At 44.0% G+C, this 23,978-nt stretch carries 25 protein-coding genes, 3 tRNA genes and 1 pseudogene; 17 read left to right on the top strand and 12 right to left on the bottom strand.

Features of this window, described 5'->3' with window-relative positions; genetic code table 11:
• Nucleotides 1-127: 127 nt before the first annotated feature.
• A complete protein-coding gene (locus tag NT141_00915) occupies nucleotides 128-433 on the bottom strand; it encodes a hypothetical protein (protein MCX6783619.1) in 306 nt (101 codons plus the stop codon).
• A gap of 427 nt (nucleotides 434-860) precedes the next feature.
• On the opposite strand from NT141_00915, the gene dnaX reads away from it, so the two are divergent.
• Nucleotides 861-2,309 carry a DNA polymerase III subunit gamma/tau gene (gene dnaX, locus NT141_00910; protein MCX6783618.1) on the top strand — a complete coding sequence of 483 codons (1,449 nt, stop codon included), beginning with the start codon at nucleotides 861-863 and terminating at the stop codon, nucleotides 2,307-2,309.
• Between the two features lie 96 nt (nucleotides 2,310-2,405).
• On the opposite strand, the gene recR is transcribed toward dnaX, so the two are convergent.
• Both recR and NT141_00900 read right to left on the bottom strand, forming a co-directional pair.
• Complete coding sequence (gene recR, locus NT141_00905) at nucleotides 2,406-3,005, bottom strand: recombination mediator RecR (protein ID MCX6783617.1); 600 nt, start codon at nucleotides 3,003-3,005, stop codon at nucleotides 2,406-2,408.
• A gap of 54 nt (nucleotides 3,006-3,059) precedes the next feature.
• Nucleotides 3,060-3,452, bottom strand: coding sequence for a diacylglycerol kinase family protein (locus NT141_00900; GenBank protein ID MCX6783616.1), 393 nt, complete (start codon nucleotides 3,450-3,452; stop codon nucleotides 3,060-3,062).
• A gap of 29 nt (nucleotides 3,453-3,481) precedes the next feature.
• Between NT141_00900 and NT141_00895 the strand changes: the two genes are divergently transcribed.
• Entirely contained in the window at nucleotides 3,482-4,369 is an 888-nt protein-coding gene (locus NT141_00895) for a PCRF domain-containing protein (GenBank protein ID MCX6783615.1), read from the top strand.
• A 163-nt stretch (nucleotides 4,370-4,532) separates the two neighbouring features.
• Here the strand turns inward: NT141_00895 and rpmE are convergent.
• Nucleotides 4,533-4,730 (bottom strand): annotated as a pseudogene (rpmE, locus tag NT141_00890) (50S ribosomal protein L31).
• Between the two features lie 281 nt (nucleotides 4,731-5,011).
• Between rpmE and NT141_00885 the strand changes: the two are divergent.
• From NT141_00885 to dnaB, 5 genes are all read left to right on the top strand, one after another.
• Nucleotides 5,012-5,938 carry a hypothetical protein gene (locus NT141_00885; GenBank protein MCX6783614.1) on the top strand — a complete coding sequence of 309 codons (927 nt, stop codon included), beginning with the start codon at nucleotides 5,012-5,014 and terminating at the stop codon, nucleotides 5,936-5,938.
• A gap of 8 nt (nucleotides 5,939-5,946) precedes the next feature.
• On the top strand, nucleotides 5,947-7,020 hold the full coding sequence (locus NT141_00880; protein MCX6783613.1) for a hypothetical protein: 1,074 nt from the start codon (nucleotides 5,947-5,949) through the stop codon (nucleotides 7,018-7,020).
• Nucleotides 7,001-7,372 (top strand): hypothetical protein, encoded by a 372-nt coding sequence (locus NT141_00875; protein ID MCX6783612.1) that lies wholly within the window; start codon nucleotides 7,001-7,003, stop codon nucleotides 7,370-7,372. Before NT141_00880 ends, NT141_00875 begins: the two co-directional genes overlap by 20 nt.
• Nucleotides 7,373-7,641: 269 nt before the next feature.
• Complete coding sequence (locus NT141_00870) at nucleotides 7,642-8,172, top strand: MBL fold metallo-hydrolase (GenBank protein MCX6783611.1); 531 nt, start codon at nucleotides 7,642-7,644, stop codon at nucleotides 8,170-8,172.
• A gap of 67 nt (nucleotides 8,173-8,239) precedes the next feature.
• Complete coding sequence (dnaB, locus tag NT141_00865; protein MCX6783610.1) at nucleotides 8,240-9,556, top strand: replicative DNA helicase; 1,317 nt, start codon at nucleotides 8,240-8,242, stop codon at nucleotides 9,554-9,556.
• Here the strand turns inward: dnaB and NT141_00860 are convergent, their stop codons facing one another.
• The 5 genes from NT141_00860 to NT141_00840 all read right to left on the bottom strand — a co-directional run bounded on the left by NT141_00860 (nucleotide 9,557) and on the right by NT141_00840 (nucleotide 11,546).
• Complete coding sequence (locus NT141_00860) at nucleotides 9,557-9,943, bottom strand: type II toxin-antitoxin system VapC family toxin (GenBank protein MCX6783609.1); 387 nt, start codon at nucleotides 9,941-9,943, stop codon at nucleotides 9,557-9,559. It abuts the gene before it with no gap.
• Entirely contained in the window at nucleotides 9,943-10,182 is a 240-nt protein-coding gene (locus tag NT141_00855) for a hypothetical protein (GenBank protein MCX6783608.1), read from the bottom strand. Before NT141_00855 ends, NT141_00860 begins: the two co-directional genes overlap by 1 nt.
• Before the next feature lie 67 nt (nucleotides 10,183-10,249).
• A complete protein-coding gene (locus NT141_00850) occupies nucleotides 10,250-11,335 on the bottom strand; it encodes a methyltransferase domain-containing protein (protein ID MCX6783607.1) in 1,086 nt (361 codons plus the stop codon).
• A gap of 7 nt (nucleotides 11,336-11,342) precedes the next feature.
• Nucleotides 11,343-11,416, bottom strand: a tRNA-Ala gene (locus NT141_00845).
• A 56-nt stretch (nucleotides 11,417-11,472) separates the two neighbouring features.
• Nucleotides 11,473-11,546, bottom strand: a tRNA-Thr gene (locus NT141_00840).
• A 67-nt stretch (nucleotides 11,547-11,613) separates the two neighbouring features.
• On the opposite strand from NT141_00840, the gene NT141_00835 reads away from it, so the two are divergent.
• Nucleotides 11,614-12,453, top strand: a complete 840-nt coding sequence (locus NT141_00835) for a metallophosphoesterase (protein ID MCX6783606.1) — start codon at nucleotides 11,614-11,616, stop codon at nucleotides 12,451-12,453.
• A 16-nt stretch (nucleotides 12,454-12,469) separates the two neighbouring features.
• A tRNA-Leu gene (locus NT141_00830) sits at nucleotides 12,470-12,557 on the top strand.
• A gap of 136 nt (nucleotides 12,558-12,693) precedes the next feature.
• Here NT141_00830 and NT141_00825 read toward each other — a convergent pair.
• Nucleotides 12,694-13,149, bottom strand: coding sequence for a hypothetical protein (locus tag NT141_00825; GenBank protein MCX6783605.1), 456 nt, complete (start codon nucleotides 13,147-13,149; stop codon nucleotides 12,694-12,696).
• 118 nt (nucleotides 13,150-13,267) lie between these two features.
• On the opposite strand from NT141_00825, the gene NT141_00820 reads away from it, so the two are divergent.
• Complete coding sequence (locus NT141_00820) at nucleotides 13,268-13,933, top strand: hypothetical protein (protein MCX6783604.1); 666 nt, start codon at nucleotides 13,268-13,270, stop codon at nucleotides 13,931-13,933.
• Nucleotides 13,934-14,092: 159 nt separating this feature from the next.
• Here the strand turns inward: NT141_00820 and NT141_00815 are convergent, their stop codons facing one another.
• The gene (locus NT141_00815) at nucleotides 14,093-15,352 is read right to left on the bottom strand and encodes a hypothetical protein (protein MCX6783603.1); all 1,260 of its coding nucleotides are present in this window, start codon (nucleotides 15,350-15,352) and stop codon (nucleotides 14,093-14,095) included.
• A gap of 232 nt (nucleotides 15,353-15,584) precedes the next feature.
• Here NT141_00815 and efp point away from each other — a divergent pair, with 232 nt between their 5' ends.
• Nucleotides 15,585-16,151 carry an elongation factor P gene (efp, locus tag NT141_00810; GenBank protein ID MCX6783602.1) on the top strand — a complete coding sequence of 189 codons (567 nt, stop codon included), beginning with the start codon at nucleotides 15,585-15,587 and terminating at the stop codon, nucleotides 16,149-16,151.
• A 3-nt stretch (nucleotides 16,152-16,154) separates the two neighbouring features.
• Here efp and NT141_00805 read toward each other — a convergent pair whose 3' ends face one another.
• Complete coding sequence (locus NT141_00805) at nucleotides 16,155-18,614, bottom strand: transglycosylase domain-containing protein (protein MCX6783601.1); 2,460 nt, start codon at nucleotides 18,612-18,614, stop codon at nucleotides 16,155-16,157.
• Nucleotides 18,615-18,668: 54 nt separating this feature from the next.
• On the opposite strand from NT141_00805, the gene NT141_00800 reads away from it, so the two are divergent.
• The 6 genes from NT141_00800 to NT141_00775 form a co-directional block, all read left to right on the top strand.
• Entirely contained in the window at nucleotides 18,669-19,952 is a 1,284-nt protein-coding gene (locus NT141_00800) for a pitrilysin family protein (GenBank protein MCX6783600.1), read from the top strand.
• Nucleotides 19,953-19,998: 46 nt separating this feature from the next.
• Entirely contained in the window at nucleotides 19,999-20,481 is a 483-nt protein-coding gene (locus NT141_00795; protein MCX6783599.1) for a hypothetical protein, read from the top strand.
• A 133-nt stretch (nucleotides 20,482-20,614) separates the two neighbouring features.
• Nucleotides 20,615-21,118 (top strand): NYN domain-containing protein, encoded by a 504-nt coding sequence (locus NT141_00790; protein ID MCX6783598.1) that lies wholly within the window; start codon nucleotides 20,615-20,617, stop codon nucleotides 21,116-21,118.
• 42 nt (nucleotides 21,119-21,160) lie between these two features.
• Nucleotides 21,161-22,222, top strand: coding sequence for a redox-regulated ATPase YchF (gene ychF / locus NT141_00785; protein ID MCX6783597.1), 1,062 nt, complete (start codon nucleotides 21,161-21,163; stop codon nucleotides 22,220-22,222).
• On the top strand, nucleotides 22,222-22,665 hold the full coding sequence (locus NT141_00780) for a hypothetical protein (protein ID MCX6783596.1): 444 nt from the start codon (nucleotides 22,222-22,224) through the stop codon (nucleotides 22,663-22,665). Before ychF ends, NT141_00780 begins: the two co-directional genes overlap by 1 nt.
• 169 nt (nucleotides 22,666-22,834) lie before the next feature.
• The coding region (locus NT141_00775; GenBank protein ID MCX6783595.1) for a hypothetical protein at nucleotides 22,835-23,978 on the top strand (1,144 nt) is incomplete at its 3' end.

The following is a 23,978-nucleotide window of genomic DNA, read 5'->3' as shown; positions in this document are numbered from 1 at the left end:
TTCCGAATCCATTTGCCACAAATCGTATTGGCCATGTTTTTCCAGCCATGTTCCACATTGACTCATGTCAACGATTGGATACACGATAGGTTGTTCACCAAGTAAACGTGTTAACCAATTGCCATTTTTAGTCGACATGTTTCTCCTTTTTACACATTTCGCCAAACATTTGGGCCGCCCATTCGTCACCAAGTTGGCTACTCTTTAGTAGCCCAAATAGCAAGACTGTGAGGGCGACTACACTAACGACAGCGCAGAAATAGGCTAGCGGTTGCAGCTCCCTGGGAAAAACGGCGTCAATGACGAATTTGACCACAGCCGCCATCCCAATGTAGCAAGCGACCAGGCTAGTCAGACTTACGATGATCAAAATAGTCTTGCCAACGACTACTTCCAGCTTAGTAACCAAATTAACGTTCGATTGAATGTTCACGTCTTCCTCCGGTTAATGGTGCAGCGCGAATAGCAGCGCCGCAAATAGGGCAGTACAAACAATCACGATAAGCGGCCCAAGGAGGACGCCGCTCCGACGAACGTCTACATGCAGACTGTTCCAGACGCTCTCTGTTTTCAGCAGCTCGTCTATTTCAGCTCCACTTAGTTTAGCCATTTATTCTACCTCTCCTTTACTATGTACTCCGATTTATTGCCTGATTATACTCTTTTCCCACCCGTTGCAACTCGCCAGACTACTAAAACTGACAAATAGCTGCTCGAGCAGTAAAGTGTCAATATTTTAGAAATTAGAAATTGGATACTAATAACTATGGTTGGAGATGAGATTTGTTGACGGATGTCGCTGTGACAACAAAGAAAAGGGGTTACGGTTTGCGAAATTTTAGTTACACTGAATCTCGAATATGTTTTACACTAAGTATCGGCCCCAGAAATTTAGCGAACTTCTTGGTCTTTCTAATGTTTCCAAATCGATTCTGACGCAAATCTCTGAGGGCGATACGCCGCAAGCTCTGTTTTTCTACGGTCCACGAGGAACAGGAAAGACAACGACCGCGAGGCTCGTTGCCAAAGCTTTAAACTGCCTTAAACCCGGAAAAAATTCTGAGCCTTGCGGGTCTTGCGCTAATTGTAAAGACATTGCGGATGGTCGTTTTTTGGACCTCATCGAAATCGATGCGGCTTCTAATCGTGGTATTGACGATATTCGAGATCTACGAGAGAAGATTAAGTTGGCTCCGTCATCGGGAAAGTTTAAGGTTTATATTATTGATGAAGTCCACATGCTCACTACTGAAGCCTTTAATGCCCTGCTTAAGACTCTAGAAGAGCCTCCCAAGCACGCCGCTTTTATTTTAGCTACAACAGATCCTCAAAAAGTGCCGGCCACTATTAAAAGCCGTTGTCAGAAGTTTGAGTTTAAGCGGGCCACGACATCAGACCTGGTCGCTAAACTGTCAACTATTGCCAAAGAGGAAGGCAAGAAGATAAGCGAGGAAAATCTAGAGTTAATCGCGCAGTCTGCAGCTGGAGGATTCAGAGATGCAGAGACTTTGCTGGAATCTGTCATTAGCGGCGGAGTCAGTCCTAAAGAAGCTTTGGGAATGGCCAGTGATTCGCGAATTGCGGAGTTTGTGGCTAGTCTCGTCACCTCTAATACTAAGGCGGCGATCACTATTGTTAATGAAGTTTACGAGAGTGGGGCAGAGTTATCTGCTTGGACACGCGAGTTACTAGAGTATCTGCGGAAAATGATGTTGACGGCGGCTGGAGTAGGGACTGATTTTGAAGATCAAGTTAAGCTACTCGGCCCGAAACCGGAAGCCACGATTGCTAAATATCTGGACTCATTTATGAAGGCCCACGAGCATTTAAAGCAGGCAGTGATTCCGCAACTTCCTTTAGAAGTTGCGGTGCTGGAAGTAATCGGGTCTGATAAGGGAGTGGTTGTTGATAAGTGTAATGTGAAAGTTATTAAAACAGTAACTAAAGCTGAGGCTCCGGCTAAACTTGACGTAGTGCTAACTTTACCCCAAGTTAAAACCAAGTGGGACGCGTTTTTAGAAGCTGTAAAACCTTATAACCACTCTTTGGAAGCAGTGCTGCGGTCGTGTTTTGTGCAAGAAGTCGAAGAGGGCAACGTCATTGTCATCGGCGTACCGTTTAAATTTCATCAGGAAAAGTTGCAAGAGGCGACTAACTTTTCAATCGTCGCTAAAGTATTGTCAGAAGTGCTGGGGACGCGGGTCACCTACAAGTGCATTATTGCTAAAAAAGTCTTGACCGATGCCGATAAGTTAAAAGAGAGCAGCAAAAAGGCGACGGCGACGTTTAATGGGGACGTTAATCTGTAAATTTTTACAATTATTGCCTCGGTAATTGGTAGCGAGTGAAACGAGCGTTATAACAATTTGTTACTGGATTCCGGGTCAAGCCCGGAATGACAAGTGTTATTCTTCTACTTCTCTTCTTCCCTCAAGTGCTCTAGCCAGCGTTCCCTCATCCGCGTACTCAATATCACTGCCAATTGGTAATCCTCTCCCAATTCTCGTCATCTTCACCGGTAGACCTTTGAGAATCCGTTGAATGTACATCGCCGTTGCTTCACCTTCCATGGTTGGGTTGGTGGCCAGGATTAATTCTATTGATGATTGACTAGTTAATCGGCTTTTTAGTTCATCGATTTTTAGGTCCTCTGGTCCCACGCGGTTGAGAGGGTCAATTAGGCCGCCGAGGACGTGATAAACACCTTTAAAATTAGACTTTTCTAAAGCTATTACGTCTAAAGGGGTAGCCACCACACAGATAATGTTCCGGTTACGGCTGCTGTCACCGCATATTCTGCAGGGATTGATTTCGTCAATATTAAAACAAGTTTGGCAGATGACGGTCTTGAGTTTCAGGTCAATAAGATTCTGGCTAAATCGCTCCAGTTCCATTTGGGGCATTCTTAAAAGGTAGAAAGTTAGCCGCTGGGCGGTTTTAGGGCCAATCCCGGGCAGGGACTCTAAGCTGTCAACGAGGTTTTGGATACTTTTAGGAAGTGTCATAGGTTTTCATGTCATTCCGGCCCCAGAGCCGGAATCTAGTAACTGGATTCCGGGTCAAGCCCGGAATGACAATATGTACGGTAGGAAGATTAACAAACCTACAACCACCGCTCCAATTGCCGTCACGAGAACAGCCCCCGCGGCCACGTCCTTGGCCACACCAATTAAGCGATCTTCCTCTGGCGTCTTTTTAATGAGCTTATGAGCGTCGGTAGTGGCCTCGAGGCTAGTATTAAAGAGCTCGGCTGTCATCACCAGAACAACCATTATTAGAAGGACTAAATATTTATCAAGATTTACCTTTAGAATTAGGGTCAGAGCGGTCACCGCTAACGCTGCGAAACAGTGGATTTTAAAGTTAGGCTGAGTTTTAAACGTGTAGACAAGGCCGTTCCAGGCATTCTTGAATGAGGTGATGACCGAGGACGGGGCGTGCCCCGTCCTCAATCCCGATAATGCGATATAATGGTTTAATTATGGATTACGTTGAACAGGAATTAGTAAACCTGCGCCTAAAACTTACTGAAACTGAGATTTTGTCTGCGTCAGAAACTGACACGGAACTAAGTCGTTTATTTACTGACGAGGTTATAGATATTAAACAAAAGATTGCTTATTTAGAAAATCTTAAAAATCATCCTATGGAAGCGAAGATTGAAATCGCTGTCGCAACCGAAAGTGTGAATGAGTGTTTCGTGGAAATTAGAGCCGGTACCGGTGGCGATGAAGCCTCAATATTTGCAGAGGAATTAGCTGGGATGTACACAAAATATGCTCAAATTAAAAATTGGAAAGTGTCTGCTATCGATAGCGGAAGAACTAAAACAATTAAAATAAAGGGATCAAATTGCTATTCGCTTTTGAAGAGTGAATCGGGAGTTCACAGAGTACAACGTGTACCCACTACCGAGAAATATGGTCGTGTTCACACCTCAACCGCCACTGTCGCTGTGATGCCGGTGGTGTCGCCGGTGGAAGTTGAGCTAAATCCGGCAGATCTTGAAATCGCTTTCTTTCGTGGTGGGGGCCATGGCGGCCAGAATGTTAACAAGGTGGAAACTGGCGTTCGTTTAACTCACAAACCGACCGGCGTGGTTGTTGAGTGCGTGGAAGAGCGCTTTCAGGCTCAGAATCGAATCATTGCGGAGCAAATGCTGCGGTCAAAATTGTACACTTTGATGCAAGAGCAGCAAACAGCTAGGCTCTCTGAACTTCGGTCATCTCAAATTGGTCGCGGAGATCGCAGTGAGAAGATAAAGACGTATAACTTCCCTCAAGACAGGTTAACTGACCACCGAATAGGGGAGAGCTGGCACAATTTGGCGAAAATTATGAACGGAGAAATTCCAAATTCGTCATTCTGAACTTGATTCATAATCCAGTTACTAGATTCCGGGTCAAGCCCGGAATGACGAGAGTTATTTAGGATTTCTTGCCTTCAGCCAGCATCTCGCGCAGGGTTTTGGGGGTGTTATCGCCTTTAGCCTCAACTTTTTTAGACTTAGTGTTTTTACCAGCCGCTTCAGCAGCCGCTCGTTTCTTAGCAAATTTTTCAACCCGACCTTCAATGTCTACAATCTTTTCAACACCCGTATAAACAGGGTGGCACTTACTGCAAAGCTCAACTGTGGCTTTTTGTACCGTGGATCCAACCGTATATTCGGTGCCGCAGGCGCAGGTTATTTTAGCGTCGGGGTACCATTTGGGATGAATAGCGTCTTTCACAGGGTTCAATATAGCAAACCTGCGTAGTCGAATCAAGTAGGGACGCATCATGATGCGTCCTCGATTGGTTAAATATATACGTTATCACATTTGACGTCTCTATATGCCCGTGCTATAAGGTTTGTTAATGAAATAGGAGAGACAAGACCCCAGAAATATACTTATGGGGTTTTTGTTTGTCTAGTCGTTGTTCGTCACGTCGCACTTTGAAAAGTGTATATCAAAATGTTAGTTAATTATGAGTCTTCTGAAAAGAGGATTTATGTCAAAGGAGATATAAAATGTTTGGTAAGTTATTTAGGTTTGTTCGAGGCCTTTTAATCTTGGTTGTAATTTTGGCAATCGCGGTGCCGTCAGCGGTGGAATCTTTATCTCCACCCCCAGTAGTTGTTCCAATACTGTATAAGCTAAACAATTTCGCCGGAACAGCTCTAACCATAATTTTTAAGGCCATCCTTGACCCTAGTGTGCCTGTAAGCACTGGGAAGATAGCCACGCAAGCTGGTCAAACCATAAAATCCGCAACACCGGGGACTCGCTCTTTTGTTGATGGGGTTGTGGCAGCGTGGCCAGTGTTTTTAGTCCTCTTCTTCTTAGCGATTCTAGTTTGGATCATCGTAAGTAAGAATGGCCGAGCTAGTGCAATGAAGACTGTTAAGGGTACATACACGGCAGCTTCAAGCAATATTAAAGGCTTGGTGTGGGTTGTTTGTGCCGGTGTGGGAACGTTTTTGGTTTTTTTGGCCTTTTCCTCACAAGCTGGTTATAACTTTAATCAGCCAGTACGTGGTTTAATGGCCTTAATACCGAGTGGGGTTGTGGCTTTAGTGACTTACATTATTTTCCGTTCGTCAGGTACGTCTAGATTCTTCAAACTGATTTCTACTGTACTTGGTTGTGGGATTTTGGTGGCTATCTTTATGGTTGGGAACAATCAAAGCCCAGCTAGTATAAAAGCGTCACTTACTAGATCCGTTCCGGCGCCGGTAGTGACCGATGTCGGTTCAAGTGCCGCGGCCACTGTAAGGTACGCCATTGTAGATGCGCCAGGTATTATTGCTTCGGTGGTATCTATTTTTGGTTACTCTGAAGGTTTAAGTTTAGCGGCGATTGGCTGTTTGTTTTTAATCGGGGCTTTGCTGGTAAAACACTTGATCCCGGATAATAATCAAGCTACACCTTTTGACTCATCTCAACCTCAGCGTTAAGGAGATTCGTGAGAAAAATAATCTTGTTGTCATTTTTTCTACTCGGATTAACTTCCGGGTGTAGTGTTTTAGGCTCAGAAGATGGTCTAAAGCAGCAGATTGGTGCTTTTTACTACAAGGAGCCAACTCTAAAGACGCGTTTGGGAGTTTTAAATCAAAACAATATTGATGCTGGATCTTTCTTTAAGGAGGAGATTTCCGGCACTTTGGCGATTCAGTTGTGCTCTAAAACGGTCGAAAGTGTGACTTGTGATCAGGTGGTGTACTTTAAACAGTTAACGCCCCAGGTTACAGTTACACAAACCGCTAACGGCACTCCGAAAGTTTCGGCGACTAAGGCAGTCTCGGAAGTAGCAGCTACTACTGGTTCTCCAGTGGTGAACAACGTTTTAGATTCAGTGTCATCGACATTTTCTACAGTCTCACATATCCCGTGGTTTTATTTCATTGTAACCTTGTTATCGATACCGTTGTGTATAAACTTCTGGCGGCGACAAGTAAGAGTTGAGGGCGCTTCCGAAACTTTTACTGTTGAGCCGGAGATTGTTTTTCTGGATGCCAGAAAGGCCTCGGTAAAGATAACGGTAATCTTAAAAAGAGGGTTATCACCATCTGCACTAACCGTTTTTAAAGGTTGGGATCTCGCTAAGGGGTTATACGGTCAAGTGATAGAGGGTGTTGCCCAAAACTTAGCTGGCAGCATGGCATCAGACAAACCGGAAAGATTTCGCAGCTTTTTGTCTAGGATTACCGGTAAAGAACCGATGTTTCAGTTAGTAACGAGATGTGGGGCTCTAATACACTCGGTTCAAGTCGGGAATGTAGATATGTCGGCGGCTGATCAAGCTGAAGCCGCATCTAAGGGCCAAATCATGAGGCATGCAGAGGAATTAAACAATTTCGCTGCTTCTACCAAACTACCGCCACTTTTCGCAGGATTTTTAATGGTGGCACAAACAATTGCAGATTCTATGTCTGTAGGTGCTAGGGTGGCTTCAGAAAGTCAGGCAGCCACAGAACGGCGGGAAGAGTTAACACCAACCACTGGTGGGGAGGCAACAAATGCTCCAAATACTAGGTAGTCTCTTGGCTTGGTTACGGAAGGGTTATCGCGGCGTAATTGTGTGGAAACCATTACGGTGGATTCTACTGTTATTCCTTATAATGCCTGTCGGCAAGCAGTTTTACTACTTGCTGGCTGTCATAACTGGGGACGTAGCCTGGACCACTCGGGAATTCATCTTACCGGCGCCAATCTTAAGTCAGATCTTCACACTTCACGCTGACTGGAGCATCGCTTGGTTTTGGTGGCCAGTGTGTTTTGCTTGGCTTTGTTTGCTACCGCTGTGGATTTCGTTTAATAAGCCTAACTCTGGGCTCTTTGCCTTCGGGTACATCCAGATCTGGCTTTTGGGTTTTTACAAATGGTTTTAAGGAGAGAAATGGAACTCAAAAATTACTTGCGTCGAAATCTGTTGATTGTTGCTTGCGGGGCTTTGGTGATTTATCTGTTAATGCTAGCGGCGACGTCACTCGTTCCGATTCCACTCGTTCCTTAGGTTTTAGCCACGGTGTTTATTTTTAATTAAATAGATATCGTGGCGATTTTATTTTTAAGTCGCTGACAAATAGCTGCTCTAGCAGTAAATTGTCAATTTCGATACTTGTTGCGTCTCTAGAGTGAGATGGTTATACTCTGAACTATGGAAATTTCTCAAAACTCCGCCACTTCAATTCGCATCAAAGGCCGCGACGTGGCAATCGTCATTAATCCCACTAAGCTTAGCGAAACGGCCGCGACCGCTATTACCATCTTTTCTGACCCCTCAAAAATTATCGATAACGTCATCGATTCCTTCGTGATCACTACGCCCGGCGAATACGAAGTCAAAAACGTCCGGGTTTACGGTTATCCTCTTAAAAACGAGGTTATTTACATGATCCAGTTGGAGGGCGTTAGTATCGTTTATATGGCTGGGAACTCCGCGGAAATCACTAAAGAATTATCCGAAGAACTTAATATCGTTAACGTTCTTATTATTCCTGTTTCTTCCGATCCCGACGACCTCATTTCCGAACTCGAACCTAATATCGTTATCCCCCAGAATTTTACCGAGGAATCGCTGCCGAAGTTTTTGAAGAATTTGGGAGTGGAGAACGTCGAGAAGACGCCGAAGTTGAAGGTGGCGACATTTGGTGAGGAAGAAGAGATGAAGGTCGTAGTTTTAATTTGAAATTGAAAATTATTTTCAAGATTTACTGGATTCCGGGTCAAGCCAGGAATGACGTATTTGTTGTTTTATGTCACAACCAAAATTGCCACCACAAAACGTCGAAGCTGAGCGCTCGGTCCTCGGAGCTTTGCTTTTAGACCGCGACGCCATTATTAAAGTGGCGGAGTTTTTGGAATCCAAGCATTTCTACAAATTCGAGAACTCACTAATTTACGAGTCTATCCTAACTTTGTACGCGGCCCATCAGTCAATCGATATTTTAACCCTGTCGGAAGAACTCCGTCGCACCCAAAACCTAGACAAAGTAGGAGGCATGTCATATCTCACGGAGTTAGCGGCCGACGTGCCAACCGCCGCTCATGTGGAAAGCTACGGCCGTATCATCAAGGACGCGGCCGTCCGTCGCTCCTTGATTTCCGTTAGTTCTGATCTCACCGAAATGGCTTTTGATGAGCGCGTTTCCTTGTCGGAACTCCTTGAAAACAGCGAGCAGAAGCTGTACGGAGTTTCTCAAGAAACGCTGCGGAAAGACTTCGTACCGTTAAAAAATATTCTTAGCGATTCTTTTGATCGTTTGGATGAACTCCACAAAAAAGCTGGTGGTTTACGAGGAGTTCCAACTGGGCTTAAGAAACTCGACAACATGCTCTCCGGTCTTCAAGATTCTAACTTAATTATTTTGGCGGCCAGGCCGTCTGTTGGAAAGTCCTCTTTAGCTTTAAATATTGCCCAATACGCCGCCGTTACCGAGCATATTCCGGTCGGCTTTTTCTCGTTGGAAATGAGTCAGGAGCAACTTTCGGACAGGCTTTTAGCCGCTCAGGCCGATATTGACGCCTGGAAAATTACCACTGGAAACCTTACCGATGATGAATTCGCGCTTTTAGGGGACGCCATGGGCTCGCTGGCTGAAGCGCCGATATTCATAGACGATACGGCTGGGGCCAACATCATGGAAATGCGCACTAAAGCCCGGCGGCTGCAAATGGAGCACGGCGTTAAACTTATCATCGTCGACTATTTACAGCTTATTCACGGCCGAAATCTAGAAAATAGAGTACAAGAAGTGAGCGAAATATCCCAAGCGCTTAAGAATATAGCTCGCGAACTTAAAGTGCCGGTGATGGCTTTGTCACAACTCTCCCGGGCCGTCGAGCAACGCGGTGGTCATAATCGGCCGCAGCTGTCCGATCTTCGTGAATCCGGGGCATTAGAACAAGATGCCGACGTGGTTATGTTTTTATATCGAGAGGATGATGATAACCGTCAGAACATTAAATTATCCGTTAGTAAGCATCGTAACGGAGCGACAGGGGAGATCGATTTGTTCTTCAGGGGCGAGCGCACGCGCTTTTACGAGGCGGACACTTCCCATTCGGAATAATTACTCGAGTATTTTTAGATTTTTGATTCTCTCAAAATGCTTGCGATTGTTAGTGACCAAAGTCTTGTTATAAATTCTGGCCGTTGCTGCAATTAAGATGTCGAAGTTTTCGAGTTTCTGCCCAGACTTTTCTAATTCATTTCTAATTTCCGCATACTCTAGTGACACAGGTGTATCAACTTTCAAAACTTCAATTTTCCAATCAGTAATAGTTGAATATATTAATTCGAGGTTAAACTTACTATTTGATGATTTTACCGCGCCATGAAATAGCTCTGCTAATGAGATAATACTTAGTGAGAGGCCGTCCTTTATCAAACCTCGTTGAATCCTGCTGCGTTTGCGAATATGATCAATTACGACGTTCGTATCAAGCAAATAAGACATTAATCAAAGTTAACAGCTGGACGGTGTTCTTTATACCGTTTGACCTTGGGAAAATCAGGAGCGATCCCAAAGTATTTATCTAGCACTTTTTCCATATCATCAGGTTCGCTAAGTGGAGATATCTTATACATCGGTTTACCGTGTTTTTCGACGATAACGGTATTTCCACCGTAGGTAACGTCAACTTCCAGTTGGGCCGGATTTCTCTTAAGCTGCGTGGCGGTAATAGTTTTAGTCATAATGTACATTTTAGCCATTTTGTACATTTTGTCAATTTCTTCCGGGGTTGGCGGCGGAGGCTTACTGTTAATTTATTAGTAATTCTTTTTCGTAGTTTATAAAAAGATCATCAAAATCATCCTTTTCTTTTTCTAGTTCAGGCACCTCTGACTTTATTTGAACACTCCAAGCTTTTAATAATAGATTAGCACTCGCCCTTTCATTATTTTTAAATTTATCATAAAAAGTGGGATCGAGGCGTTTATTAATAACGTATCCATCTATGTGCAAAGGGCTAAAATCTTTGAAATCATCATTTTTGATAGTTACTTCAAGATCGTTAACTCGCCGATAATAGCTATTTATATAACCTTGAGATGTTTGTAGTCTGTCCATAGCTATACCCAATTCTTTGGGAATACTTGTGGGATTAAAGAACAGATCTCTATCAGTTTCCGTAATGGTACTTACTAGATCATCCAGTGGCTGAAAATTAACCACACCGGATTTTTTAAGAGTTAATTCTTGAAAAATTACTTCTAATTCAGCCATATTGGCTACCGGCTCACAATTACCGGGAATATCTGTTAGTCCCATTTCTGTAAATAATTTTCCAAAATTGATGGCCAAAAAGTTGGTGCGACCCCATGCCTCAGGGAAAGCCATAACCCCGATTTCTTCATAAAACGGGTAACCCGACCAAGGATAAATTCGGATCTCGTTACCACTAACTCTTATTGCCTCACGAAGTTCCTCAAGGAAAGCAATTACATATTGCCTTTGAATCTCCGGACTTTTGTTTATCGCTTCCATTAGCGGATAAGTAAGGCCACCCCAGTAGTTAGTAACAATGTCGAACGATTCGTTAGCAAATGGTAGATGAGTAGAAATACCGGCCACATCCGGTTTTTGGGAGGCACCGGGAGCCACAAGATCTAAACCAATGGCATTGATTCCTTTGGCTTTTAGTTCCGCTACAAACTGACCGCGGCCGCTACCAATATCTAGCACCTTTGCATTCTGAGGTATCGAATCTACATCAATGAGATAGTCACGATATTTCGGATCATGACTAAATAAATCCGTTTCATGGGAAGAAAACAGCACCGGGATTTCAGCTGGGTTCAGTAGGCTTGGTTGACTTGTGGCATCACGTGTCTCAATATTTATCATACCTTTATGGTGGACCCACGGGGAATTGAACCCCGAACTCGTCAATGCGAATGACGCGGTATACCGTTTACCTATAGGCCCGCATGGAGCCGTCTGTCGGATTTGGACCGACGACCTGCTGTTTCAGATTAAATTCTTGGAGCCTCTTCAGGGAATCGAACCCTAGTCTGCGGTTTACAAAACCGGTGCTCTGCCATTGAGCTAAAGAGGCGTATAAAGAATTTAATCGCTGACTGCGAAACAGTCAGTCAAAACAGCTCGTCTGCTATTATATAGACATGACTGCCCGTTTAAAATACCTACTTCTTATTTTAGCCTTCTTAACGCTGTCACTTGGCACCTATCAATACTTTAAAACTCAGACCAAAAGCAGAACGTCGACATCGATTATACGCCTCAATAGTGCGACCCCGTCAGCAGTAACCAAAACAACATTACTTAAATTCGCCGTCATGAGTGATATTCACTCGGATCTGGAACATCTTACGTGGGCCCTAAAAGATGCCAAGTCAGACAAGATGTCGTTTGTTATCGTGACCGGCGACCTTACCAACGTCGGTGAGAGTGCGGAACTTGAAGCCGTTAAAGTCGCTTTAGATAAATCAGGGCTTAAATATTACGTGATTCCAGGTAATCACGACGTCTGGATGGCTAAAAAAGTCAATTCACCGATTTTTAGCGACGTTTTTGGCGTCACCTGGCAAAGTTTTAGTGACGTTGGCCTCAAGTTTATTTTAATCAACAACGCCGACGAAACGGCCGGTTTACCAAGTGCCGAAATGACTTGGGTTAAAAGCATGGTCACTGATTGCAACGTCCTTAAGTGTCTCGTGTTTCTGCACGAACCACTTAATAATTTAAATTCTTCACATATTATGGGAGAGCAGTCAAAACAAGTAGCCAGTGAAGCGGCGACGTTGCGTCAGTTGTTTGTTACTAATAATATCTTACAGCTTTTTTCAGGTCACTTACACTTCGCAACAGAATATGTTAAAAATGGCTTAAAGACGGCCATAGTCGGCGCGGTCACAGGTGATCGTAACACCGAAATGCCGCGGTTTTTGGAAGTGACTTGGAATGGTGTTGATTTAAAGTCACACGAGGTTATTTTGGAATGATATAATCTCAAATTGAGCCGGGGTGATGGAATGGCAGACATGCGGGACTCAAAATCCCGTGCCAATAATATGGCGTGAGGGTTCGACTCCCTCCTCCGGCACCACTAAAGTCTGTACAAATACAGATTTTTATGTTATAATTGAAAGGTGAAGCGATAGGCTTTTTAGCCTACATGACGCTAACGTACAACTACTTAAGCGTGAGGCACTTCACAAATATCTCCGAGTCGGGAGATATTTTCATTTCTTGATATTATTCCGAGTGTTGTTGCTCAGTTTAATTAGACTAAGCTGGCGTTGCTTCTTGTCCATAACGCTGTAGAAAATCTTATTTCCAGCTGCGTCTTCGATTAATACTACTCGGACTTTACGAGGCAGCTCCTTGCCGTCTTCTTTGACTATTACCATCGCCTCAATTCCATAAAAAGTTCGGCCATTTTTAGTGATTATATTTTGGATTGTCGTTGATTTTTCGATGATCCCCTTAGCATAAGGAAGCAACATTAAACGGCGATAGGCGTCACTGGCCGTTCGTTTCTTACCGTAACCTTCGTGATCAATATTTCCAGCTAAATGATTCCAACCTTTAAGAGAGATTCGGACATTGCATTTTAGGGCTGGGGAGTAAGTAGCTTCCTGACGCCATTTATTATAAAACTCCCAGGCTTTTTGTTTGGCAATTTTGATGTTTGGCATAATCTAGTTTTAATGTTAGCAGAAATTTAAAATCGGTTATACATATTTAATTTGACACCAGCACCTCAGAGTGTTAAGAATATCCTCAATTCAGATTTAAAAAAGGAGTTAGGAACAAATGGGTGGTTACGACATTTTAGACGTTATTCCGATACGAGCGGCGGAGTTTTATGACGCTTTTTCGAAGTGGTACAAAGGTAGCCAGCTAACAAAAAAGCATGTGACCTTGGTAAAGGAAGTTCTGGAATCGGCCGGTTTCGGTTCTAAGATCAGCCCTGAAGAAGGCATTCTTTACGCGGAGATTGCGGATACTAATCGGCAACTTGAGAGAAATAGCTGGAGTCATCTGATTGTGTGGGATGCTAAACGTCGGGAGCACGTCTGGGCTACCGGCTGGTTGGACTGTGCTTTTAACTTGGTTATTCGGGCTGGTGAACTGACATACCATACAGATACTGTCAGACACGATGGCATTTTGCAGCTGGTTAAGGAGATTAGACGAAGTCAGCCTTGGCCAGGAATTAGATTCACCAAAAAAGGCGATTGCGTGGTAGAACCTAAACCTTGGTATGACGGTCATTTCTTCGTTGACCATCGCCGCGACGGTGATAAAATCACAAACACGAATGTCGGTGTTCATGTTGGCTGTAACGGCATAGTATCGCTTCATTACAACTCTGTTACTGGTTGGTCCATTTTACGCTGTATTAAGTGCGGTACGATGGTTGAGTATCACGGGAAAGCGGCATATTACAAAGATTTGCGTGAGTTTTTCACAGTGTAACGATGCAAGACTTCAGGGCAGGGGATTTTTTTATAAACATCCTGCCCATAATTATTTCTAGGCACTGACAAATATCAGCACGTGCTAAGATTTGTCAGTTTACAAATTAAATAAGAAAAAATAAAAGGAACGGTGGGGATGAATCACCGTTCCTGCGAACTACTTCGTTACTTCTTTTACCTCAACTTTTTTTGGTTGCAGGATTTTTTCAAACAAACCAACGATAGGCCAACCAATAACTCCAACGACGATTGCATACGAGATGCCAGAGAGCCAGGTGGTACCATCAATCGTTAGCTGTAAGTTACCAACTCCGATAATCAGCATCACTGCGGTGATTATGGCCGTTCGTGGCGTGTCAAACCTTATCTTTTCAGCTCTGGCGACCTCAAAGGCAACCCATGCAGCAAAGATTCTAGTCATAGCAAGAAGTCCCAAGTCCTCCGCGTATGTAGTGTTACCAGAAGTACCCATGACAGCCCCCAAGGAGTCGCAGATGCCATCGGCTACCATGGCTTGCCACAGTTTCTTCATTAGCGGCCGGCCCAGTAACATCTGGAGTACTAAGATATGCCCCAAAGTTTCAAACGATGTCGCGAGGCTTACCGGAGCCATTTGCACAAAGCCAGCGAAGTTGAAGTTTGGCAGCATGAAGTTTGGTACTCGCAGAAGCGGTGCTTCCACAAAAGTCTGCAGATTTACCAGTCCCAAAGCGGCCGAAACCAAATACATAACCAGTAGGGCCAAAATAATTGGGATCGTACCCCAGAACTTTGGCAGGTACTTAAAAAGGGCAATCAGTAACACTGTGGCCAGTCCCAGAATGATGTTGGTACTAATCATACCCACAGCCACTCCAGCTAGAGACAAACCGATTATGAACACAATGCTGACGGCGATTTCATTGGGCACTAACCTTGTAAAAACGGTTAGTTTATTACTCACGTCGTCACCATCTTTAGCCCCGCGAGTCGTCAAGTATATAAAACCGGCGATCAGAAGCGTCCAAATAGTACTGAGCATCACTGCACCGGTGGCGTACGATAGGGGATTGGCGTCCGATTTACCGACCATACTGGCAGTGATAGCCGCGATGGTCGGAATGTAGGTAAAGCTAGTGCCTACAAAGTTCGGCATCTTACCCCGGGTAATGATCATCCACACAATCGTTCCCACTCCGGCGGCCACTAAGGCGATATGCGGGTCCAATTGAAACTGGGCGGGCACGTTGTTTACCTTCAGCAGTCCATTGATAGCCAGAATTCCAACGATGGTAGCTGGGGCGGCGACTGCGAACATCTGTAGACCCCAAATTAGTGATCTCCAAATCGGCGGTATTTGCTCGGGCATCACGTCGGTCGTGGCGTTGGTATTACCCCGTATAAACACGCTAGGATGTCTTAATGCATCTAATAACATGATTTTTCTCCCTTTCTTAGTAATTAGAATTTGTATGACTTTTTATGACGTTTAACTTTCATCCCGAAGTTTAAAGTCAGTAAAAAGGGCATAAAAAAACCGCCCAGAGGCGGCAGAAACTAAGTAATTACTTTTCGGTTTAATTCTAGAATTAATCATTCTAGGAATTTAATATGCCAAATTCGAAGACTATTGTCAACGGGTGAGTCGTAGTTGTACAATGACGAGGCTTATGGCATTAGTCGTCACTGGTCTTCGCAATGGTACGGCCTTTATGGATCCCGAAACGGGAAATCCTTTCATTGTCCTTAAATATGAGCATATTAAAATGGGCCGGGGCGGAGCGGTCATTAAAGTCAAAGCTCGTAATATTCTAACTGGTGCTATCATCGAGCGTGGTCTTAAAAGCGGCGGTACAGTCGAAGAAGTCGACTTGAGCAAAAAGCCGGTGCAATACTTATATAAGGACGGCCAAACATTTAACTTCATGGATCCGGTGACTTTTGAGACCATTGAGTTGTCGGCTGACATAGTAGGGGAGTTGTGCAACTTTCTGCTTGAAGGTTCCACTGGCACCGTCAACTTCTACAATGACACCCCTATTTCTTTTGATCTACCCACCTCCATGTTTTTCACTGTCACCTCAACAATGCCTGGAGAAAAGGGCAATACCGTTGGGAACGCCCAAAAGCCGGCAATAATTGAAACCGGGGCGACGGTCTACGTGCCGATGTTTATTAATGAGGGCGAACGGATAAAGGTCGACACCCGTGACGGAAAATACGTCGAGCGCGGGTAAATTTTAATTTTTCTTAATCACTTCATCCGAACAGGCAGTTTTTGGTTCACTTCCCTTAATAAAGTACTCTGTTTGTCCTTGGCAACTATTACAGGCCAAAGTGCCGGTGTAGGGGCATAAATTGACAGCGGTCACGTCACTGGGCATTACAAAGCTAGTCGTGGGCTGTCCTGTCAATAAATTCGTCATGATGTTATGCCAAATCGGGGAGGCGCCAGTAATGCCAGAGGCGACCCCGCTCATCGGCGTATTATCGTTATTACCAACCCAAGTTCCTACTACGTAATCCGGCGTATAACCAAATGTCCAGTTGTCACGCAATTCATTGGTGGTGCCGGTCTTTACAGCAACGGTGTAGCCTGGGATATTTAGGACTGAGCTCGGTCCAAAAGCGGGAATACGGGCGTTGTTGTCACTCAGAATATTACTTATAATATAAGCGACGCCGGGCTTAACGACTTGGTTCGAAGGCTTTGGGTCAGCGGCCTGTGACTCTAAAACTAGACCTGCACTATCTTTAACTTCTAAAAATGGGTTTAGTTGTGTCTGCTTGCCACCATTAGCTAAATCGCCATAAACGACCATCATTTGCGTCATCGGGACTTCAATGCTCCCCAGAGTCATCGACAAACCGAAGCGGCCGGGGTCCACATTTTGCCAACTAGTTAAACCCATTTCAATGCCCTTGGCGACCATTTTAGGGACTCCTTGAGCGGCCAGGACTTTCACGGCCGGAATGTTAAAAGAGGAGGCCAGAGCCGTTCGCACAGTAACGTTGCCGTGGAATTTGCCGTCATAATTGACCGGATTATAAGTCGGTCCTCCCACCGATGGAAAGGAAATCGGGGCGTCAACGATCCGAGTGGCCGCCGTAAAGCCATCTTCCAGAGCCCCGGCGTAATTAACTACTTTTATAGAGGAGCCGGGCTGGCGAAGACTCAAAGCGACATTAACATTGCCGTCATGCTGTAAATCAAAATAATCTCTACTTCCCACCATCGCTAAGACTTCACCGGTCGCCGGTTTGGTGATCATCGCTGCCCCGTTGGTGACATTCTCAAACTTCAAGATCCCCAACTGCGTTTGAACTTCGGTTTGGACCATATTTTGAAGATTAATGTCAAGGGATGTCTTCACTGTTAGTCCTCCTTTGTCTACCACGTCTTCGCCGTACCTATCAACTAATAGTTGTTTAACCCACATTACAAAATGAGGGGCCAGAATGCGATCAACCTGCGGTTTAATATTCAGAGGTTCACTTACCGCAGCCTCCATTTGGTCGTAAGTGATTTTGCCGTCTTCGAGCATCCGCTGCAGAACGAGACGTTGTCGCTCTTTGGCCATCTCAGGGTGAACTCCAAAAGGCGAGTAGGTAGTAGGGGAGGCTGTTAGACCGGCTAAAAGAGCACTTTGAGCCAGATCTAAATTGCGGGCCGAAATGCCAAAATATTCTTGAGCTGCTTCCTCAACCCCGTAACTACTGCCACCATAGCCGTTAATGTTTAAATACATCTCTAAAATTTGGTCTTTGCTGTAGTGTCTTTCAGTCTCGACTGCGAGGATTAGCTCCTTAGTTTTGCGAACAATGGTTCGGTCCGGCGTTAAAAAGACGTTTTTCACCAGTTGCTGGGTGATCGTGCTGCCCCCTTGCACGGCACCGCCGCGGGCTTGGGTCACTGCGGCGCGGACGATACCGCTGACGCTAAAACCGGGGTTGGTGTAAAAATCCTTGTCTTCCATGCTAATCGTGGCTTCAGTTAAAGTCTTTGGGATGTCTGAAAGCGTGATCCAGGTTCGATTCTGGGGGCCGTGAATTTTGTAGAGCAGAACGCCATTACGATCGAGTATCTTAGTGGTTAGATCCGGTTGATTCGTCGATAGTGTTTCCGGCGACGGTAAATCTTTCAGAATCAGCTGATAGAAAGCATAAGCGCCGTTAGCGGTAGTTAAAATAAGCGAAATGCTAATCAAAATCGAGGCCGTTATTTTATAGGCAGCCAGTCCTTTGTTGTTTGGAATGGTCAAATTGGCTTTTTTGACTGCTAATTGGGTCCGTTTTGGTGCAAGCGCTGCTTTAGGTCGGCGCTTAATAATACGTTTTATAAGTTTTATAAAATTTATAATTGTGATTCTTATTTTGGCTTGAAGTTCCGCAGCCGAAACTAATAAATCTTTATATTCCCAAATTATTTTATACTTTAGTTTCTTCTGGCGATCCGCTAGATAGCCTTTAATGACAGCTTCGTTTTTAGCAATGCTCTTTTTTAATACTATTAGTCTTGTCAAAATTACACTATTTATTACTCCTATCTCCCTTACCATCAATTTTATCGAAGTTTGGAGCGTTCTTTTAAGCTTTAAGTACGCCAAAATACCCCAGTTTATAGGGCTAAAAATTAATATTAAAAAAACCTCTACTATTTTTAAGTAGTAGTTCCAGAGAATTCGTATAAATTTTTCCATAGGTATTTGGGAATTGGTGTTACCCGCAATATACAGTATGTTAAAATAATTGTCATGCATTTTGATTACGCTAAAAAAGATCTTCCCAACGGCGTCCGTCTTCGCGCTCTGCCAATTCCCGGCAGTTCTACCGTCACTTTTGCCGTTCTCGTGGGGGCGGGGAGCCGTCAAGAATCCGCGGAAACATCCGGTATCGCGCACTTCATTGAGCACAATGTCTTTAAGGGCACGCCGTTACTTCCTTACAGCCAAGCAATTTCTAACGCCATAGAAGGCATTGGCGGCATTAACAACGCTTTTACCGGCTACGAATTTACCGGCTATTGGGCGAAGAGCGCCGCCAGCAAGCTAGACCGTTTGGTCTTCGTCGTTTCCGACATTTTCCTAAATCCATTATTTCCCGGCAAAGACTTGGAAATCGAGCGCGGTAACGTCATCGAAGAACTCAACATGTACGAAGATCAGCCTATGGAAAAAGTCGAACAAGAATTCTTGTCACTCGTCTTCAAAGGCCATCCTCTGGGCCAAAAGATAGTTGGTACCAAAGAGAATTTACAACGTTTTTCTAAAGCGGACTTAGAGAAGTTTCGGTCAGAATTTTATGATCCTAAACGTGTCGTCGTCATTGCCGCTGGTGACCTTGATTCTTCGTCATTCTTTAATTTAGTCGAACCTATTTTTAAAGATTTTAATCTTGGTCAAAAGTTCTCCGAAATTCCTTACGTGACTAGTCAAGCTGGTCTGCAAGTCAAGGTCATCAACCGGAAACTTGACCAAGCCCATCTATATTTAGGTTGGCGTGGGCTAGATGACAACGACGAACGAGCGGAGATTTTAGAAGTTGCCAACGACATTTTAGGGGGCGGTATGGCTAGCCGTTTATTTAACAAAATTCGCGATCAGCTAGGTTTAGCCTATTACATCCGCAGCAACGCCGAGAGTTTTAAAGATACGGGACTGTGGACGGCTTCGGCCGGCGTCACTGTTGACCGTTATCAAGAAGCTTTAGTTGCTATCGTCACCGAGTTTAAAAATATCGCAATTTCTGGCGTCACTGAAGCGGAATTAACCAGGTCAAAAGAACATCTTAAAGGCATTTTAGCCTTAAGTTTGGAGACTAGCGACAAAGTCATGAATTACTATGGCCTGCAAGAGCTGACTCGTCAGAAACTCGAAACGCCGGAAGAAACGATCGCCAAGATCGACGCTGTCACTTTGGAGGACATTCAGACCCTGGCGTCAGAACTGATTAAGAATAGCAAACTTACCGTATGTCTTCTCGGGCCCTTCGATGAAGCCCTAGAAACAGCGAGAATACAAGAAATATTATCCAAGTAAGCGTATAATCCTTACACTAATAGCTTAATTTATAGGAGAGAAAAAAATGACTACATTTACGCTCTGCAATAAGGATGGTGTTGATCGTGGTTTTCGTAAAAAAGTTAATATTGAAGTTTATCGTTTAGGTTCGGGGCAAAATCTTCCTGTCGCATTTGCTCTGGCCAGTCAAGTACAAACCACTCGATGCGAATTTCTGAATGGTAATCCCGAAGCAGCTCATTGGTTTAAGACAGTACAGAATTTTAAAGATTACTCGGACTACTGCGGGCAAATCCTTATTCGACCACAACCAGAGTTGGCGGAACCCGATGCCAAGGAAGTCGCGGTTCGTTTTATAACTCGGGTAAGGAAGCTGCAAGGCTATGAAAAATTACTCATACTGGTTACAGAAGATTGTTGTAAGGCCTTTACTAGCTTGGGACTGGGCCAATTTTTTATTTTCCCGTTGCGGTACGGATCAGTAGAATCAATTGGTAAGCCACCGCAGATATTCGCGGATAGATTCGGTACTTGTTTACCTCGTTGACCTATTGGGACTGGTGAAGATTTTTATCTAGCCGGTCCCTTTTTGTGACAAATTTTGTCTATAGTATCAAATTGTTAATTATCACTTTTAGCGTTTGGTCGAAACCGGAGATTGTATTTGGTACACTGTTAACGTGAATAAAACTTTCGCATTTATAGATAGTCAGAATTTAAATTTAGGAATTAGATCTCAGGGTTGGAAATTGGACTGGCGAAAGTTCAGGCTGTATCTTCGGAATAAATATAACGTTTCGGAAGCTTACTTATTTATTGGTTATAAACCTGGTAATGGGGCACTTTATACTGAACTTCAGAAAATGGATTACTTGGTAATTCTTAAACCAACGATGGAATTACCGGACGGGACAGTAAAAGGTAACGTGGATGCTGAACTGGTTTTACATTCCATGATTCAATTCGAAAATTATGAAAAGGGCATTATTGTATCCGGTGATGGAGACTTTTTTTGTTTAGTAGAATATTTAGCTTTAAAAAATAAATTATTACACTTGTTTACTCCAAATAAACATTATTCGAAACTATTTAAGCCGTACTCTGGGTTTGTGGTTAGAGCGGATCAATTAAGAGGTAGTTTAGAAATGTTAACGACTGGCATCGGCGTTCGGTCGAAACCTTAGGCCTATCCAGTCATCGTGATTGGTATATTATACCATACTTTTATGAATATTTCAATTGGCATCGTCGGTCTTCCGAACGTTGGGAAGTCAACATTATTTAATGCACTATTAAAGAGGCAGATTGCCGAGGCGGCGAATTATCCTTTTTGTACTATTGAGCCGAATGTTGGGGTGGTCGAAGTTCCTGATCATCGTCTCCAAGTTCTTTATGACATGGTAAAAGACCGCGACACGAAGATTATTCCGGCGGTCGTTAAGTTTGTGGACATTGCCGGCTTAGTCAAAGGCGCCGCATCTGGCGAAGGCCTTGGTAATCAGTTTTTAAGCCATATTCGGGAGTGCCAAATGATTCTGGAAGTAGTTCGGGATTTTAGTGACGAAAACGTGATTCGGGCGGGAGCCGAAAATCCTGAGAGCGACATGGCCACGATTAAAACGGAGTTGATTTTAAAGGATTTAGAAACGGTTACTAAGTTATCAAATAACAAACAACAAAAAACAGTTAACAAATTAGATTTGGTGCGTGGGTCTGCGGCAGATAAACTTTTAACAGGTTTGAATCAGGGTTTGGCTGCGTCGGAGGTTATTTTATCCGAAGAGGAAATGGTGGAAGCTAAAAATTGGCAGTTGCTCACCATGAAGCCGATTGTGTATGTTTTGAATGTCGACGAATCGAGGACGCATCTTGATGCGTCCCTACAGGTGGTATCGTTGTCAATTTCAGCAAAGATGGAATCAGAACTCTCTGCGTTGTCAGACTTAGAGCAGAAAGAATATCTCGCTGGTTTGGGTCTTTCTGAATCCGGTTTAGACAGGGTCATTAAAATCTGCTTTCACACACTCGGTCTTCAAACTTTCCTCACGGCTGGTCCTAAGGAAGTTCGGGCCTGGACGATTCGGCAGGGTGCGAAGGGGCCAGAGGCGGCCGGAGCCATTCACGGCGACTTTGAACGCGGTTTTATTTCAGCCGAAGTTTGTCATTATGACGATTACATAGCCGTCGGCGGTTGGTCGAAAGCGAAAGAGTTAGGCAAGGTGCGACTGGAGGGTCGAGAATATGTAATGAAAGAGGGGGATATTGTGGAGTTTAGATTCAGCGTGTAATGTACCAGATAGACCAATCAAACAAAATAGAAAACACGGGTAAAACAACCTACGTCTGTTTAGCTAATGGCCAAACATTCCTGAGTTCAATTGATGCCCACGAAAAGCAGGAACTGAAGCTATTTTTTAGGGAACTCGGTAAGCCACTAATCTTTAAATTATTCACGTTCGCAGTACTCTGCGCAAAAGTGATTATGGCTTCCAAGGCAGACGTGGTCGAAATTGATTGTGAATACACCGGCTACGAACGTCAGATAAAATTATTTATTTCCCAAGTTCTCTTAATAAATAAAGCTCAGAATTTGGATATTTGGTTTGCTCATGTAGGTAAGAAATCTAACGCTCACCTTAAAGGGTACGTAGCAATGAAAAATAAAAGTAAGGGACTCAGAATCAGCGCTCGTGAGGTCGTATACTATTACGACAAAATTAGTAAACCTTAGAAAGCTAAAAAGACCGCGAGCTTTATGGGCAGCTTAGATCCGAATGGTTACGGATGGCCCCTGCCCCTAGCGGTCTTACTGAGGTAAGTATAACAAAAAGGCCCAAAAAGTCAAGGAAAAATTAATTGTAAATGTTGACAATGCTGCTGAAAATATATAGATTAAACATATGCCTACAGACAACCAACCTTTAACCCCACCAGTAGCGCCGGCTCCAGAAGAGCCGTGTTGCCGAATTAGCCACAAAACCGCTGTCATCATTGCTCTAATCGTCATTGGTCTACTTCTCGTCGGAAGCGCTGTATACGCCGCTTTTTACTTTAGTAAATCAGCGTCATTAAATCCGTCAGCCACGAAAAACGTCGTAACTCCGGCAAAAACCGTTACCGCCAGTCCGTCCGCCGCTACCGACCCCACCGCCGGCTGGAAGACTTACTCTGGAAAAGAATATTCATTTAAATACCCTGCCAATTGGTCTTATCGGGGATATGACGCTAATGGCGGCCATGTAACTGTTTATGACAAATCTTCTAAAGATTTAACAGAGAATGACGTCTACGGTGTTATAGATATTTATCATGAAGCCGGTAGAGATTCCCTTCCTGTGCAAAATTACATTCCCACCTTTAAATTAACCGATCCGGCTGGTCTAAAAATAAATAGCGGTAAAACATATGTTGAAGAAAAGTTAAATAACGTATCTGTTTCTGGAATCGAGTCAGTAGAGCAACGGATTAGTAATTTAAATGATGCCAATAATAAAATAAGCCCCGGTTTAATAGTGGTGGCGACACATAATGGTCAAAATCTATTTTTCCGGTCCTACTATGATAATGGAAAAACCAGCGTCAAAATATTAGATCATAACTTTGATTTAATTCTTTCCACCTTCAAATTTCTCGACGTCGGAACGGGGACGAGCGGGGACACGAGTAGTTGGAAGAGTTACCAGAAGAATGGTGTCTCTTTTAAATATCCCACAAATTACAATATCGAAGATCGTTTTGCGGTTTTAGCCCAGACTGCAGAAAATTACAAAAACATTCTTTGCTTTCATACTTATAACTCACTTGACCTCACTCAAACCGCATACGCCGCCCAAGCTCAAAATCCAGGGATTCATTTGGAGGCCTTTGATTACACCGTAGATCAATCACCGCTGCAGTGGTCACAAAATTGTCTACTTTCCGCTATCGACACCTGGCATACTACAGCGAAAGAGTTTGGCTTAAGTGCCGCGGACACTGCGAACCGAGAACCCACGATTTTATCGACAGCTTCTGTTACAAATGGCATGATTACGGCGCTAAAGA

It is taken from the genome of candidate division WWE3 bacterium, from assembly GCA_026396615.1.
Classification (GTDB): Bacteria; Patescibacteriota; WWE3; order JAPLWK01; family JAPLWK01; genus JAPLWK01.
Note: the sequence above shows the minus strand (reverse complement) of the source record. Positions and strands in the feature narration are given on the sequence as shown.

Coding starts and splice junctions, on each gene's coding strand:
- NT141_00815 (MCX6783603.1), bottom strand. CDS start 15,352: ATGTTATTAGATGCATTAAGACATCCTAGCGTGTTTATACGGGGTAAT.
- NT141_00895 (MCX6783615.1), top strand. CDS start 3,482: ATGGATTACGTTGAACAGGAATTAGTAAACCTGCGCCTAAAACTTACT.
- NT141_00805 (MCX6783601.1), bottom strand. CDS start 18,614: ATGGAAAAATTTATACGAATTCTCTGGAACTACTACTTAAAAATAGTA.
- dnaB (MCX6783610.1), top strand. CDS start 8,240: ATGTCACAACCAAAATTGCCACCACAAAACGTCGAAGCTGAGCGCTCG.
- NT141_00885 (MCX6783614.1), top strand. CDS start 5,012: ATGTTTGGTAAGTTATTTAGGTTTGTTCGAGGCCTTTTAATCTTGGTT.
- NT141_00870 (MCX6783611.1), top strand. CDS start 7,642: ATGGAAATTTCTCAAAACTCCGCCACTTCAATTCGCATCAAAGGCCGC.
- NT141_00835 (MCX6783606.1), top strand. CDS start 11,614: ATGACTGCCCGTTTAAAATACCTACTTCTTATTTTAGCCTTCTTAACG.
- NT141_00800 (MCX6783600.1), top strand. CDS start 18,669: ATGCATTTTGATTACGCTAAAAAAGATCTTCCCAACGGCGTCCGTCTT.
- ychF (MCX6783597.1), top strand. CDS start 21,161: ATGAATATTTCAATTGGCATCGTCGGTCTTCCGAACGTTGGGAAGTCA.
- efp (MCX6783602.1), top strand. CDS start 15,585: ATGGCATTAGTCGTCACTGGTCTTCGCAATGGTACGGCCTTTATGGAT.
- NT141_00860 (MCX6783609.1), bottom strand. CDS start 9,943: ATGTCTTATTTGCTTGATACGAACGTCGTAATTGATCATATTCGCAAA.
- NT141_00825 (MCX6783605.1), bottom strand. CDS start 13,149: ATGCCAAACATCAAAATTGCCAAACAAAAAGCCTGGGAGTTTTATAAT.
- dnaX (MCX6783618.1), top strand. CDS start 861: ATGTTTTACACTAAGTATCGGCCCCAGAAATTTAGCGAACTTCTTGGT.
- NT141_00820 (MCX6783604.1), top strand. CDS start 13,268: ATGGGTGGTTACGACATTTTAGACGTTATTCCGATACGAGCGGCGGAG.
- recR (MCX6783617.1), bottom strand. CDS start 3,005: ATGACACTTCCTAAAAGTATCCAAAACCTCGTTGACAGCTTAGAGTCC.
- NT141_00795 (MCX6783599.1), top strand. CDS start 19,999: ATGACTACATTTACGCTCTGCAATAAGGATGGTGTTGATCGTGGTTTT.
- NT141_00850 (MCX6783607.1), bottom strand. CDS start 11,335: ATGATAAATATTGAGACACGTGATGCCACAAGTCAACCAAGCCTACTG.
- NT141_00855 (MCX6783608.1), bottom strand. CDS start 10,182: ATGACTAAAACTATTACCGCCACGCAGCTTAAGAGAAATCCGGCCCAA.
- NT141_00780 (MCX6783596.1), top strand. CDS start 22,222: ATGTACCAGATAGACCAATCAAACAAAATAGAAAACACGGGTAAAACA.
- NT141_00875 (MCX6783612.1), top strand. CDS start 7,001: ATGCTCCAAATACTAGGTAGTCTCTTGGCTTGGTTACGGAAGGGTTAT.